The sequence below is a fragment of the Anaerolineaceae bacterium oral taxon 439 genome (assembly GCA_001717545.1).
In the GTDB taxonomy this organism is placed as follows: domain Bacteria; phylum Chloroflexota; class Anaerolineae; order Anaerolineales; family Anaerolineaceae; genus Flexilinea.
The window spans coordinates 1,717,026-1,729,545 of the sequence record CP017039.1 but is presented as its reverse complement, the minus strand read 5'-3'; the positions used below and the strand labels follow the sequence as shown (position 1 = coordinate 1,729,545).

Annotated in this window: 16 protein-coding genes; 12 read left to right on the top strand and 4 right to left on the bottom strand. The window is 55.3% G+C overall.

Annotation, left to right across the window (positions count from 1 at the left end; genetic code table 11):
* Window positions 1-51 precede the first annotated feature (51 nt).
* The 10 genes from BEQ56_07820 to BEQ56_07775 all read left to right on the top strand — a co-directional run bounded on the left by BEQ56_07820 (window position 52) and on the right by BEQ56_07775 (window position 5,792).
* The gene (locus BEQ56_07820; GenBank protein ID AOH43386.1) at window positions 52-771 is read left to right on the top strand and encodes a peroxiredoxin; all 720 of its coding nucleotides are present in this window, start codon (window positions 52-54) and stop codon (window positions 769-771) included.
* Window positions 772-965: 194 nt separating this feature from the next.
* On the top strand, window positions 966-1,415 hold the full coding sequence (locus BEQ56_07815) for an SsrA-binding protein (GenBank protein AOH43385.1): 450 nt from the start codon (window positions 966-968) through the stop codon (window positions 1,413-1,415).
* A gap of 3 nt (window positions 1,416-1,418) precedes the next feature.
* A complete protein-coding gene (locus BEQ56_07810) occupies window positions 1,419-2,513 on the top strand; it encodes a hypothetical protein (protein AOH43384.1) in 1,095 nt (364 codons plus the stop codon).
* Window positions 2,510-3,166, top strand: coding sequence for a hypothetical protein (locus tag BEQ56_07805; GenBank protein AOH43383.1), 657 nt, complete (start codon window positions 2,510-2,512; stop codon window positions 3,164-3,166). The genes BEQ56_07810 and BEQ56_07805 overlap by 4 nt, the downstream gene beginning before the upstream one ends.
* On the top strand, window positions 3,157-3,966 hold the full coding sequence (locus tag BEQ56_07800) for a hypothetical protein (GenBank protein AOH43382.1): 810 nt from the start codon (window positions 3,157-3,159) through the stop codon (window positions 3,964-3,966). The genes BEQ56_07805 and BEQ56_07800 overlap by 10 nt, the downstream gene beginning before the upstream one ends.
* A gap of 1 nt (window position 3,967) precedes the next feature.
* On the top strand, window positions 3,968-4,705 hold the full coding sequence (locus tag BEQ56_07795; GenBank protein AOH44463.1) for a YggS family pyridoxal phosphate enzyme: 738 nt from the start codon (window positions 3,968-3,970) through the stop codon (window positions 4,703-4,705).
* The gene (locus tag BEQ56_07790) at window positions 4,702-4,953 is read left to right on the top strand and encodes a hypothetical protein (GenBank protein ID AOH43381.1); all 252 of its coding nucleotides are present in this window, start codon (window positions 4,702-4,704) and stop codon (window positions 4,951-4,953) included. Before BEQ56_07795 ends, BEQ56_07790 begins: the two co-directional genes overlap by 4 nt.
* Before the next feature lie 12 nt (window positions 4,954-4,965).
* Window positions 4,966-5,214 (top strand): hypothetical protein, encoded by a 249-nt coding sequence (locus BEQ56_07785; protein ID AOH43380.1) that lies wholly within the window; start codon window positions 4,966-4,968, stop codon window positions 5,212-5,214.
* Window positions 5,215-5,265: 51 nt separating this feature from the next.
* A complete protein-coding gene (locus BEQ56_07780; GenBank protein AOH43379.1) occupies window positions 5,266-5,550 on the top strand; it encodes a hypothetical protein in 285 nt (94 codons plus the stop codon).
* Window positions 5,550-5,792 (top strand): hypothetical protein, encoded by a 243-nt coding sequence (locus tag BEQ56_07775; protein AOH43378.1) that lies wholly within the window; start codon window positions 5,550-5,552, stop codon window positions 5,790-5,792. The genes BEQ56_07780 and BEQ56_07775 overlap by 1 nt, the downstream gene beginning before the upstream one ends.
* A gap of 132 nt (window positions 5,793-5,924) precedes the next feature.
* Here BEQ56_07775 and BEQ56_07770 read toward each other — a convergent pair whose 3' ends face one another.
* The 3 genes from BEQ56_07770 to BEQ56_07760 are packed head-to-tail and all read right to left on the bottom strand — an operon-like array spanning window position 5,925 to window position 8,394.
* A complete protein-coding gene (locus tag BEQ56_07770) occupies window positions 5,925-6,854 on the bottom strand; it encodes an ornithine carbamoyltransferase (protein AOH43377.1) in 930 nt (309 codons plus the stop codon).
* 52 nt (window positions 6,855-6,906) lie between these two features.
* A complete protein-coding gene (locus tag BEQ56_07765; GenBank protein AOH43376.1) occupies window positions 6,907-7,131 on the bottom strand; it encodes a hypothetical protein in 225 nt (74 codons plus the stop codon).
* A gap of 15 nt (window positions 7,132-7,146) precedes the next feature.
* Window positions 7,147-8,394: a hypothetical protein gene (locus BEQ56_07760; protein AOH43375.1), complete on the bottom strand. Its 1,248-nt coding sequence runs from the start codon at window positions 8,392-8,394 to the stop codon at window positions 7,147-7,149.
* Between the two features lie 292 nt (window positions 8,395-8,686).
* Here BEQ56_07760 and BEQ56_07755 point away from each other — a divergent pair, with 292 nt between their 5' ends.
* Both BEQ56_07755 and BEQ56_07750 read left to right on the top strand, forming a co-directional pair.
* Window positions 8,687-9,304 (top strand): hypothetical protein, encoded by a 618-nt coding sequence (locus BEQ56_07755; GenBank protein ID AOH44462.1) that lies wholly within the window; start codon window positions 8,687-8,689, stop codon window positions 9,302-9,304.
* Window positions 9,305-9,325: 21 nt separating this feature from the next.
* Window positions 9,326-11,188 (top strand): GTP-binding protein TypA, encoded by a 1,863-nt coding sequence (locus BEQ56_07750; protein AOH43374.1) that lies wholly within the window; start codon window positions 9,326-9,328, stop codon window positions 11,186-11,188.
* On the opposite strand, the gene BEQ56_07745 is transcribed toward BEQ56_07750, so the two are convergent.
* On the bottom strand, window positions 11,185-12,420 hold the full coding sequence (locus BEQ56_07745; protein ID AOH43373.1) for a hypothetical protein: 1,236 nt from the start codon (window positions 12,418-12,420) through the stop codon (window positions 11,185-11,187). The two genes, BEQ56_07750 and BEQ56_07745, sit on opposite strands and share 4 nt — an antisense overlap.
* Window positions 12,421-12,520: the final 100 nt, after the last annotated feature.

The window sequence follows — 12,520 nt, the reverse complement described above, 5'->3', positions numbered from 1 at the left end:
CCTGACGGGTCGAAAGAAATTTTATAAGCACATAAGTTATGGAGAAGAATCATGGAATCTGTTGAAAATCAAGTTGTGATGATGCCGCGTATTGGCGATAAAGCTCCCTCCTTCCACGCCGTTACGACGCAGGGCGATATCAATTTCCCTGCTGACTTCAGCGGCAGCTGGGTTATCCTGTTCAGCCATCCGGCTGACTTTACTCCGGTCTGCACGTCGGAATTCATGACCTTCGCGTCGCTCGAAGAGAAATTCGCGAAAGTTAATACGAAGCTGGTCGGCCTGTCGGTCGACGGCCTGTACAGCCATATCGCCTGGCTGCGTACAATTAACGAAAAAATTGAATATAAGGGAATGAAGAACGTTGAAGTCAGGTTCCCGCTTATCGAAGATATCACGATGGAAGTTGCGACGAAATACGGGATGATCCAGCCGGGCGAAAGCAGCACGCGAGCGGTTCGCGCCGTCTTCGTTATCGATCCGAAGGGCGTTATCCGAACGATTATTTACTACCCGCTGAGCCTTGGCCGGAATTTCGACGAATTGTACCGCGTCGTCGTCGGCTTGCAGACGGCGGATGCGTTCGACGTCGCGCTGCCGGCGGATTGGCGCCCGGGCGACGACGTGATCGTTCCGCCCGCGGGTTCCTGCGGCGTTGCGAAGGAGCGCATGGGAGATCAAAGCGGCGAAACGCATTGCTACGATTGGTTCTTCTGTATGAAGAAGCTGGATCAGGCCGCGATCGAAAAAGAACTCTTCAGGAAGGCCTGAGCTCGAACGCAGCCGTTCGGAATCCCGCCGCAGTTTGGGCGGGATTCCGTTATTAAGCGACGCCCCGCCGTTTTCAGCCTCCCTCAGCCTTCGGCGCGAGGTCCTCGGCGCATTCAGTGGAAGTGTGAACCGGGCGGAAACAGGGCCGCACGCGGCGCCCGACGCTGCGGCGGCGTTGTGCTAAAATAGAGTGCATGGGTGAGAAAACTGTCGCGACGAACCGGAAAGCGCGGTTCGAATACTTTATTCTGGAAACGTACGAAGCCGGGTTGGCGCTTCAGGGGACGGAAATTAAATCGATCCGCGCCGGACAGGTCAGCATCAGCGAAGCCTACGTTCAGATTAAAAACGGGCGCGAGGCTTGGCTGATCAATTGCCACGTTTCGCCGTACGATCCCGCCAGCCGGTTCAATCATCAACCGCTGCGCGAGCGGAGGCTGCTCCTGAATAAAAAGGAGATTCGCGAGCTCTGGGATCAGGTCCGGATGAAAGGGCTGACAATCGTCCCGCTTCGGATCTATTTTTCGCGCGGGTACGCGAAAATAGAAATCGGCGTCGCGCGCGGGAAGAAGAATTATGATAAACGTCAGGAGATTGCGAAACGCGATTTTGAGCGCGAATCGTCGCGCAGGGGAAAAGAATAACGGATGAAATTATCGCGGAGAGATTTTTTAAAAACGACGCTGATGGCGGGCGGGCTTCTCTTACTGCCGAAGACCGCTTCCGCGACGTATGCGCAGGATCAATTTGACAGCTTTCCCGACGCGGAATTCCTGGGGCGAAATTGTCAGTCGGGGATCCTGAATTTTCGGGTTCGCCCGAGCGCGACCGCCGAGATTAATAAGATCGTTTACGAAGATACGCTGTTCCCGGTTTATCGCGAGGTCGTCGGCGAAGATGTCGCCGGAACGTATACGTCGACCTGGTATGAAACGCCGTATGGGTACGCGTTCGCGCCGGGGGTCCAGCTGGTTAAGATCGAATTGAATGAGCCGGAGACTGAACTTCCGCCTTCGTCGACGGGGCCTGGCTTCTGGGCCGAGGTCACGGTTCCATACGTGGGAATTATCTATGGCGCGGAACCGATATCGGCCTGGTACCAGGAGATCCAGGACCATAATCCGCGGCTCTATTATCAGCAGGTTTTCTGGATCGACGAAATTCGCCAGTCTTCCGATGGGACGACGACGCTGTACCGCGCGAACGAGAAAATCGGTTCGTTCGGAGATATTATTTACGCCGACGCGCGCGCGTTCCGGCGGATCACGCCGGAGGAAGTTGCGCCGATTTCGCCTGAAGTCGAGAATAAACGGATCCTGGTCAACGTCAGTTATCAGACGATGACCGCCTATGAAAATGAGCAGGAAGTGTATTTCAGCCGCGTCTCGTCGGGAACGTTATATACCAACGACGGCGTCGTTACCGATAATTATTCGACGCCGGTCGGGAAACATCATCCCTGGCGAAAATCGATCTCGCTGCATATGGCCGGTTCGCTGACCGGGAGCGGCTGGGACACGCCCGGCGTTCCCTGGAATACGCTCTTCGCGACCGGCGGCGCGGCGATCCATGGCGTTTTCTGGCATAACGCTTATGGGACGCCGCGTTCGCATGGCTGCGTCAACGTTAAACCGGAAGTGGCGAAATGGGTTTGGCGCTGGACGAATCCGGTCGTAGGATACGATCCCGGCGACCTGACGGTTTCCGGTCCGGTCGGGACGTTAATTGAAGTGGTCAGTTGAGCGGTTCGATCCTGGACGGCGCAGGGCGCGGTGACATCTTACCGCGCCGGAAACGGCGGATTTTCTTATGGCTGCTGCTGGGCGGATTGATCGTTCTCTGGTTCGGCGCGTTCGTCCCGCCGATTCTGGCGAAGAACGGGTTCCATAGCGCGGCGCGGGTCGGTTATTGGCTTTATCGTCCGATCTGTCATGAAAAAGGATATCGGTCGTTTTTTCTCTTCGGCGCGCAGCGCGTCTATCCGTTAGCGCTGGCGGGAGCGTCGGTCGGCATGAATTATGAGCGTGTTCTCGAAAGCGGCGAACCGATCTACCGCGCGGCGGGGGAATTTTATGGGGACGATCGTTTCGGGTATAAAGCGGCGCTCTGCCAGCGGGATTTGGCGATTATCGGCGGAATGGCGATTTTTACCGCGGGCTTCCTGATCTTTCGGCGGCGGATCCGTCCGATTCCGTTTTGGATCTGGATTTTTTGCGGATGCGCGCCGATGGCGATTGACGGAGGGAGTCAGTTTCTTCCGGCGTTCTGGACGGCGCAGGAGCGGCTGCGCGAGTCGACCTGGGAGCTGCGCGTTTTGACGGGGCTGATCTTCGGCGTTTCCACAGCGTGGTTGGCGCTCTCATATTTAGAGAAGAAGGATGGATTATGCCAATAATCGCGGAGCGGACCAGGGATGGTTTGAAATATATTCAGTTTGAGTCAATGTGCGGACTGGGACTGCGTCATGGTTTTTTTACGCGTCATGGCGGCGTCAGCCCGAAACCGTTTGACTCGCTGAACATGGCGACGACGGTCGGCGACAGGAATGAGAACGTGTTGGAAAATCTGAAGAGGATGTTTTCCGTTTTCGGGCTGGACCTGGCGACGCGTTACGACGGGTGGCAGGTGCATTCCGGTACGGTGACGTGCGTGACGGCGCCGCGCGATCCGCGGGCGCGGTCGCTGCGAACCGACGCGCTCGTGACGGATCGACCGGATGTGACGTTGGTGATGCGGTTTGGCGACTGCGTTCCTGTGATTCTGGTTGATCCGGTCCGCCGCGTCGCCGCGGTTTATCATGCGGGCTGGCCCGGGACGGTAAAGAAAATCGGCGCGAACGTCGTGCGCGTGATGGAGAAGGTTTACGGCTGCGATCCGTGCAACGTGATCGCCGGGATTGGCCCGTCGATCGGTCCAGACCGCTTTGAGGTAAAAGAGGACGTCGCGGGGCAGCTGCGCGCCGCTTTCCCGGGCGAGCGGGGAAAAATCGAACGGCGCGACGCGCAGGGACGAATCTTTTTTGATCTATGGACGGCGAATCGCCTGACGCTGGAAGGCTGCGGCGTTGAGCGGATCGACGTTGCCGGGATCTGCACAGTTCAGAATCGCGGCGATTGGTTTTCGCATCGCGGTGATTCTGGAAAAACGGGGCGCTTCGGCGTATTGGTATCGTTGGATGGGATGAAGTATGCCTGAGATTGATGATAAAGTTCGGGAACGGCTGGAATCGGTTCGCGCTGCGATCCGGGATGCCTGCGTCCGGAGCGGGCGGTCGGTTTCGGACGTGACGCTGATGGCGGTGACGAAGACGAAGCCGGCCGAGGTGATCCGATCGCTGATCGCGTTGGGTGTCCGGGACTTTGGCGAGAACTATCCGGACGAGACGGCTGGGAAAATTGACGCGTTTCGCGCCTCCCCGGCGGATACGCGCTTATGCATGATCGGCAGCCTGCAAAGTCGGAAAGCGAAACTCGTCGCGGCGAATTTTGACGAGTTCCATTCGCTGGACAGCGTGAAGACTGCCGGGCGGATGGAACGGCTGCTGACAGAACTGGATCGAACGATGCCGGCGCTGCTGGAAATTAACGTTGGCGGCGAAGCTTCAAAGCATGGTTGGACGATCGACGGCGCGGCGGACGCGCTTTTTCGGGATATTGAACGGCTGCTGACGTTTTCGCGGATCATGCCGTCCGGGTTGATGACGCTTCCGCCGTATTCTCCGATCGCCGAAGCGAACCGCGGATATTTCGCGCGGATGCGGGAGCTGCTCGACCGGGTTAATCGAACGTTCGGGCTGGCGTGGCGGACGCTTTCAATGGGGACGAGCGACGATTTTGAGACGGCGATCGAAGAAGGCGCGACGATCGTGCGAATTGGAACGAAACTGGTCGGCGCGCGGAATTACCGCCGCCCGGCCGAGGAGACAGTCAAATGAATCATGCAATCCGTATTATCGTTAATCTGCTTTCGAATCTGATTTATTTCTGCGTTGTTCTTTACGTTATTTTAGGGTATACCGGAAACCGGAATCAGCGCTGGTTCCGTCCCGTCGCCGACGTTCTGGACGCGGTTCTGGATCGGATTCGCGGCCTTTTCCCGACGGGAAACGGGATCGACTTTTCGCCGATGATCCTGTTGCTGCTGGTCTGGTTTTTTCAGCGGATTATTCTCAGCGTATTTTAATGGTCGGCAGAAATGATGGATTTTCTTGCAGTTTTTATTAACACGTTCGTAAACGTGATGGAAGCGGTCCTGATCGTTTACGTGATCCTCCCGTTTTTCGTCCCGCCGGATAACCGTTTCCGCGCTTTTGTCGACAGTATCGTTGAATTTTTCCTTGCGCCGCTCCGGCGCGTCATTCCGCAGGCGGGACCGTTCGATATGGCGTTTATGGCGCTTTGGTTCCTGCTGATCCTGCTTCAGTCAGCTGCGTCGATGATCTGAGATGACGATAGCTAAGGGGAAAGCCTTTCGTGAATGTTATGACCAGTAGTTTTGAATATCAGTGTTGAGGCTGGCGTAAAAGAAAGCGCGGAACGGATTTTGGATAAGTTGGGAATTTCGATGCGGGCGGCTGTAGAAATGTACCTGAAGCAGATCGCTTTTGAAGGGAGGATCCCTCTTCATTTATCGGTTCCCGTGGTTCCGGACGAGCTGAATGCTGCGTTGATGACGGATGAGGAACTTCAGGCCGCTGTAGCGGAAGGTGTGAAAGATTTTGCGGAGGGGCGGTACAAGGATTTGGATGACGTCTTTGCGAAGGTCTTGGGCGATCTCTGATGGATAGCTTTTCATTCGTCATCTCGGATAAGGCCAGTGATGATTTAAATAGAATTTATGTGTATATTGCGAACGTGTTGTTTTCTGTTGATTCTGCTAAAAGGCAGATAAAAAGACTTTATGTTGCCATCACAGCCTTGAAGAAATGCCTGAACGATATTCCCTGGTTGATTTTGAACCGGAAAAATCAGGCGGGGTTAGAAGGATGGTCGTTGATAGATATTCGGTTTATTACTGCATAACAGATGATAAAGTGTTAATTGTAAGAATATTAGATAATCGTATGAATATTGCCAGTGCATACCGAAAATAACAGAAAAGCTCCGGGACAAATGAACCGGAGCTTTTCTGTTATCCGTTACAGGATTAAAGCCTTACGCATTTCCCAGCAGGTACGCCAGAATCGCTTTCTGCGCATGCATACGGTTATGCGCTTCGGGGAAGACGCGGGACTTTGGGCCATCCTGAACTTCGTCGGTGATTTCCTGTCCGCGATGCGACGGGAGACAGTGCATGACGATACAGTTCGGGTCGGCGGCGGCGACCAGTTCCCGGTTGACCTGATAGGGCGCGAAGATTTTTTCGCGTTCGGCTTTTTCGCTTTCCTGTCCCATGCTGACCCAGGTGTCCGTGTAAATAACGTTCGCGCCTTTGACCGCGGCGAACGGATCGAGCTCAAAGCTCAGGCGGCTTCCCGTCGTTTTCGCAACGTCTTTCGCCGCCGCGATTGCCTCGTCCGGCATTGCGTACTTCTCCGGATTGGCGATCGCGAAATTCGCGCCCATCTTCACGGCGATATCCATTAGCGAGACCGCGACGTTATTCCCATCGCCGATATAGGCAATATGGATCCCTTTCAGCGTTCCGAATTCTTCGATCATCGTCAGCCCATCGGCCATCGCCTGACACGGGTGATTGAAATCGGAGAGCCCGTTGATAACCGGAATCCCGGCGTACTGCGCGAGTTCGACGAGATGCTGATGGCTGAAAACGCGCGCCATGATCCCGTCGACGTATCCGGCGATGACCTGCGCGACGTCTTTGATAGCTTCACGTTTCCCAAGCCCGATTTCGTCGGGCGATAGATAGAACGCGTATCCGCCGAGCTGATGCATCCCGATTTCAAAGCTGACGCGCGTTCGGAGCGAAGGCTTCTGAAAGATCATGGCTAACGTCTTGCCTTGCAGGATGGGCGTCGGGACGCCGGCTTTGAGCTTTTTCTTCAGATCGATCGCGACGTCGAAAAGATGCGCCAGTTCATCGGTTGAATAATCCATGACGGATAGAAAGGCGGTATGTTTCATGAGTTCTTCCTTATTTTAGATTTTTGCGCCGGACTTACCGGCAATTCGGATTTTAACTTGCCTGATGCCCACAGCTGGAGCAGCTTCCGCCGCCGCAGCTGGCGCAGGAAGACGAACTGTTCGCCCCTCCGGACGCGCTGAACACGACGGCAATTTTGCGCCTGGCCCGCGGCTCGTGACATGCGGGGCATTCCGCGTCCCGATCGGCGTCGCGAATGGATCGTAATAATTCAAAATGGTTCCCGCAGTTTGGGCAGGTGTATTCGTAAATCGGCATTTCAGTTCGTCTCCTTTAACTCTGAGGTTTATTTTGAGCGTCGTTCTGTTTTTTCAGGTAGTACAGAATAATATCGCAGACATCCAGGCTCGCGCGCGGACGCCCGATTTTCTTCGCGTTCAGGCTCATTCGTTTCAGCTGCGCCTGATCGTTGGTCATGAGGTGGAAAAACGCTTCCAGCAGCTCAGTCGGCGATCCGGTCAGGATCCCGGCCCGGTTGGTCGTGACCAGATTGGCGTTTCCTTCCTCCTGTCCCGGGAGAACGTCGATTAGCAGCATCGGCAGTCCCGCCGCCAGGCATTCGCTGGTAATCAGTCCGCCCGACTTCGTAATCGCGACGTCCGACGCCAGGAGCATCTCCGGCATCTGACTGGTGAAATTATAAATTTGAACGGGATGGTGCCATTCGGTTTTTCTCATCTCCCGATACAGCTTGTCGTCGCCGCCTGCGATCATGATCAGCTGAAAGTCGAAGCCGGAATGATCAATTATGCACAGGTTCTCAACCAATTTCGAAACGCGCTTGGAGCCGATGGCGATGACTGTCGTCCGATTTAGCTCCCAGCCGAGCGATTCGCGAATTTCCGGTTTTGAACGCGTTTCGAGGGAAAAAATCGGTTTGACCGGAATTCCGGTAATCACGACGCGGTTGGGATCGATCCCGTATTCAACCGCGATTTTTTTCGTGTCTTCGTTCGCGACCGTGTAAATATCCGGCATCTTGCTCATCCAGAGCTGGTGCAGCGAGATGAAGTCGGTGGTAACGGTGATATAGGGAATGTGCGGCCGGCGTTTCGTGGTAAACATGTTGAAAACGCCAGGGAGTTCTTTTTCAATTTCGGCTTTGACGTCTGAAACGTTCTGTTCCTTGAACGTTTCTTCGTTGATATAAGACCAGGTTTGCGCCGGCGCCTGATAGAACGGATACGTGCTGATAATAACGTCTGGGTTGCGCGTCTGGATCATTTCATCATACGCGCGATAAAGCACGGCGGAGAATCCGATTTTTCCCAGATTGGCGGGAACGGTGCGGTCGGATTGCGTGTAGCCAAACTCGTAAATTTTTGGGATCGATTTGACGATTTTGTCATATTCCGATTGCGTATTCGAAAAAGCCTTGGGAACGCCGGGCGCGTCGAGCAGGTTGATAATCTCTACAGAAAGCGGGATTTGCGCGTGGTTCACCAATCCGTCGTATATCGCGTTCGCCGCGCTGCGATGCCCAAAGCCCGCGTCTGCTGTTAAGATGACAATTTTTTGCATAAGTCTCCCCCCGGGTGGCGTAAGCCGCATGATTCGTTCGTATAACGCGCTTAATTGTAACTGTTATTTGGCTTGAAAACGCGCTGAAACGAAACGATTTCGAAGATTGGCTTCTTCATCCGTGTTTTCCGGCGTTTCCCGTCTTGCTTCCGCCTTTTTCTATCATCGTTTCGGAGAAAATAAAAAAACGACCTGAAAAGAAATGTATAATAAACCGGTTATGGAAAAAGCGCAAGGGCAAACTTTTGTCGCCACAGGCGGATCGCGGACGGCCGCGCTTCGGGAGACGTCGATCCGGTTGACGCGCGGCGCGGTTCTCGTTATCGCCGCGTATATCGGGGTCCAGATGATCTCCGATATCGCGTCTCTCCAGGTCGTCACTGTTTTTGGGCTGGCGCTCGACGCCGGGACGTTTATTTATCCGATTTCGTTTACGCTTCGCGACCTGGCGCATCGGATTTTAGGCAAGCGCATGGTTCGCTGGGTCGTGGCCGCGGCGGCGGCGATCAACGCGCTGATGGCCGCGTACTTTTATCTGGTCGCGGCGCTGCCGATTAACGTTGAAGGCGGCGGAAGGGCGGAATGGGCGGCGATCCTGACGCCGGTCTGGCGAATTACGGCTGCGTCGATTCTTGCGGAGCTGATTTCTGAGCTGGTCGACACGGAGATGTACGCGCTTTACGTCCGGCGTTTCCGTGATCGACATATATGGGGACGGGTCGTATTGTCGAACGCGGTGTCGATTCCGGTCGATTCGCTGCTGTTCGCGTTTATTGCGTTTTACGGATTGTTTCCGTCAGATATTGTTATGCAGATTTTTTACGGCAATGTCCTGATTAAATTTGCCGTGACGCTGGTCAGTATTCCGATGATATACCTTGGAAAAGGCGAAGGTTCGGATTTGGAATAAGAGGGGAAAGCGCTTTACTTTATGGGACTTCGAAAACGAACGGATTTAAGAAATATTGCGATTATTGCGCATGTCGATCATGGTAAGACGACGCTGGTCGACGCGATGCTGAAACAGGCGAAAGTATTCCGCGAGAATCAACAGGTTGACGAGCGGATCATGGATTCAAACGCGCTTGAACGTGAGCGCGGGATTACGATCCTGGCGAAGAATACCGCGATTACGATTCCGGATCCGGAATCGGGCGGGCTGGTCAAAATTAATATTGTCGATACGCCGGGGCACGCTGATTTCGGCGGCGAGGTCGAGCGCGTCATGAATATGGTCGACGGGGCGATTCTCCTTGTCGACGCCGCCGAAGGGCCCATGGCGCAGACGCGTTTTGTCTTGAAAAAAGCGCTTCACCGCGGATTGAAGGTGATTGTCGTGATTAATAAAATGAATCGGAAGGACGCCGATCCGGAACGGACGCTGAACCGGACGTTCGATTTATTTATCGATCTGGGCGCGAGCGACGAACAGGCGGATTTCCCGGTTATTTACGCGAACGGGATCGAGGGCCGCGCCGGTACGACACCTGCGCTTTCTGATTCGCTCCAGCCGCTGTTTGATACGATTTTACGCAAGATCGATCCGCCGGAGCTGGACGTCGACGGGCCGTTCCAGATGATGGTTACCAATATTTTCTATGACGAATATCGCGGTTTGAGCGCGTTGGGGAAGATCAATCGCGGACGCGCGGTCGCGGGAATGAGTCTGGCGCGGATCGATTTCAGCGGCGTCGCGGTCCCTGAGCGGATCCGCTACCTGATGACGTATAATGGGTTGAGTCGGGTAGATATTGAATCGGCGGATGCGGGCGAAATTATCGCGATTATGGGGTTGGAGGCGGTCGCGATCGGAGAAACGCTGACCGATCCGAATACGCCGGAAGCGCTCCCGATTATTCGCGTCGAGGAACCGACGGTAAAGATGACGTTCGCGATCAACTCGTCGCCGATGGGCGGGCGCGAAGGGAAGTTCAGTACGTCGCGCAACCTGCGTGAACGATTGTATAACGAGTTGCGCAACAACGTTGCGCTTCGCGTTGAAGATACCGATACCTCGGACGCGTTTGTTGTCGCCGGCCGCGGCGAGCTGCACCTGGCGATCCTGATCGAGACGATGCGCCGCGAGGGGTATGAGTTTCAGGTATCGCGGCCTGAAGTTATTCTTGAGACCGGCGAAAACGGCGAGACGTTGGAGCCGTTTGAGGAGGTTTATATCGAGACCGCGCCGGAGTCGGTGGGGACGATTGTCGAGATGTTGGGCGCGCGTCGCGGGCGGATGCAGGATATGTCGGATAATCCGGATGGCTCGACACACCTGACGTACGTTATTCCGACGCGCGGGCTGCTCGGCTTCCGGTACCAGTTCCTGACCGCGACGCACGGCATGGGCGTTCTCAATACGTCGTTCCTTGAATACGCGCCGTACGCGGGTCCGATTCAGTCGCGGTTGACGAATTCAATCGTCGCCTGGGAAAACGGGATAACGACGACGTATGGACTGAAGAACGCGGAAGAGCGCGGCGTTCTGTTTGTCGGCCCCGGCGTTGAGGTTTACGAGGGCATGGTCATCGGAGAGTCGATGCGTGTGACGGACCTGGCGGTCAACGTCTGTAAGAAGAAACATTTGACCAACATGCGACAATCGAATAAGGATATCGAGGTCCGGTTGAACGCCGTTCGGCAGATGAGCATCGACGAAGCGATCGAATATTTAGCGGACGACGAGCTTTTAGAGGTTACGCCGAAAAATTTCCGGATCCGAAAAAAGATTCTGGATACCGAAGAACGCGGCAAAGTGCAGCGCCGGGAACGGGAACGGATCGAGGGCGCTTAGCCGCCCGCGGCGTTGTTGACGATGGCTCTGCCGGCGATAACGCCGGTTGAAAATCCCCAGTGCAAATTGTACCCGCCGCATTTCCCAATACAGTCTAAAACTTCCCCGGCAAAGTAAAGTCCGGGGATTTTTTTGGATTCCATCGTCGCGGGGTTCACTTCGTTCAGATCGACGCCGCCGATCGAAACCTGCGCGTCGGCGAAGGATTTCGTTCCCACGACGGGGAGGTCGAAGGCGGCGAGCGATTGGAGATGCGCCTTAAATTGCGCGTCGGAGACGGAATTGACGGGCTGATCCGCGGTCGCGCCCCATCGATCTGAAAAAAACGCGCAAAGCTTATCAGGGAGGAACGCGTGCCAGATCGTCGCGTACGGGATCCGACGGAACGCGCGCGAACGGAAATAGCGCCGCATGGTTGCGGCGGCGCCTTCCGGAAGGAAATCGATCGTCAGCGTGATCGGTTTTTGCTGCGAAAGCGGACGATGAACGAGGTGGCTCAGGTTCATCGCGGCGGGCCCGTTCACGCCGAAGTCGGTAAAGATCAGGTTTCCGGCTTCCTCCCCGAGAAGCCGACCGTCGGCGCGAAGCGAGGCTTTTACGTCAAGGCGGACACCGGAAAGACGCTTCTCCGCTTTTTTGAGGATCAGGCCAGTAAGCGCAGGTTGAAACTCCGCAACACGAATCCCGAGCGCGCGGATCGATTCCAGGATCGAAGCGTCGCCGCCGAGCTGCGGATAGGATTTTGATCCTGTCGCGACGACGAGCGCGTCAAAGCCGGCGAAGGTTTCGCCCTGATCGGACTGGAGCGTGAATTTTCCGTCATGATCGACGATGACGCGCGTGATCCTGGTATTTGCGGCTGATCGGACGCCGGAGGCGGATAGCTGCGCGCGGAGCGTCGCCGCCGCGTTTGCGGCGGAGTCAGACATCGGATAGACCCAGCCGTCTGCGGTCTGGTCCGTGGGGATTCCGAGGTCGGCGAGGCGCTTCCGAAGTTCCCGTGGATCGAGGAGCGGGAAAGACCGGAAAACGTTCTTGATCGTGAAGCTCCGATAAGCGCTCTCGTCCTGATTCATGTTGGTCAGGTTCCCGCGGCCGCTGCCCGTGACCGCTAATTTTCTCCCCGGCGCCGGATTGAGATCGAAGACCGTCGTTTCGATCGCCGTGTTCCGCCTGATTTCCAGCGCGGAGAAGATTCCTGATGCGCCTGCTCCTAAAATTGACACCCTCATTTTTATTGCCTTACAAAAGTAATTCGATTACAATGAAACTTGTCAGGTTATTTTAAAACATTTGACATGGTCTGAAAGTGACATTTGTAAAAAAGAATGA

Coding starts and splice junctions, on each gene's coding strand:
- BEQ56_07810 (AOH43384.1), top strand. CDS start 1,419: ATGAAATTATCGCGGAGAGATTTTTTAAAAACGACGCTGATGGCGGGC.
- BEQ56_07790 (AOH43381.1), top strand. CDS start 4,702: ATGAATCATGCAATCCGTATTATCGTTAATCTGCTTTCGAATCTGATT.
- BEQ56_07815 (AOH43385.1), top strand. CDS start 966: ATGGGTGAGAAAACTGTCGCGACGAACCGGAAAGCGCGGTTCGAATAC.
- BEQ56_07745 (AOH43373.1), bottom strand. CDS start 12,420: ATGAGGGTGTCAATTTTAGGAGCAGGCGCATCAGGAATCTTCTCCGCG.
- BEQ56_07785 (AOH43380.1), top strand. CDS start 4,966: ATGATGGATTTTCTTGCAGTTTTTATTAACACGTTCGTAAACGTGATG.
- BEQ56_07760 (AOH43375.1), bottom strand. CDS start 8,394: ATGCAAAAAATTGTCATCTTAACAGCAGACGCGGGCTTTGGGCATCGC.
- BEQ56_07765 (AOH43376.1), bottom strand. CDS start 7,131: ATGCCGATTTACGAATACACCTGCCCAAACTGCGGGAACCATTTTGAA.
- BEQ56_07800 (AOH43382.1), top strand. CDS start 3,157: ATGCCAATAATCGCGGAGCGGACCAGGGATGGTTTGAAATATATTCAG.
- BEQ56_07750 (AOH43374.1), top strand. CDS start 9,326: ATGGGACTTCGAAAACGAACGGATTTAAGAAATATTGCGATTATTGCG.
- BEQ56_07820 (AOH43386.1), top strand. CDS start 52: ATGGAATCTGTTGAAAATCAAGTTGTGATGATGCCGCGTATTGGCGAT.
- BEQ56_07775 (AOH43378.1), top strand. CDS start 5,550: ATGGATAGCTTTTCATTCGTCATCTCGGATAAGGCCAGTGATGATTTA.
- BEQ56_07770 (AOH43377.1), bottom strand. CDS start 6,854: ATGAAACATACCGCCTTTCTATCCGTCATGGATTATTCAACCGATGAA.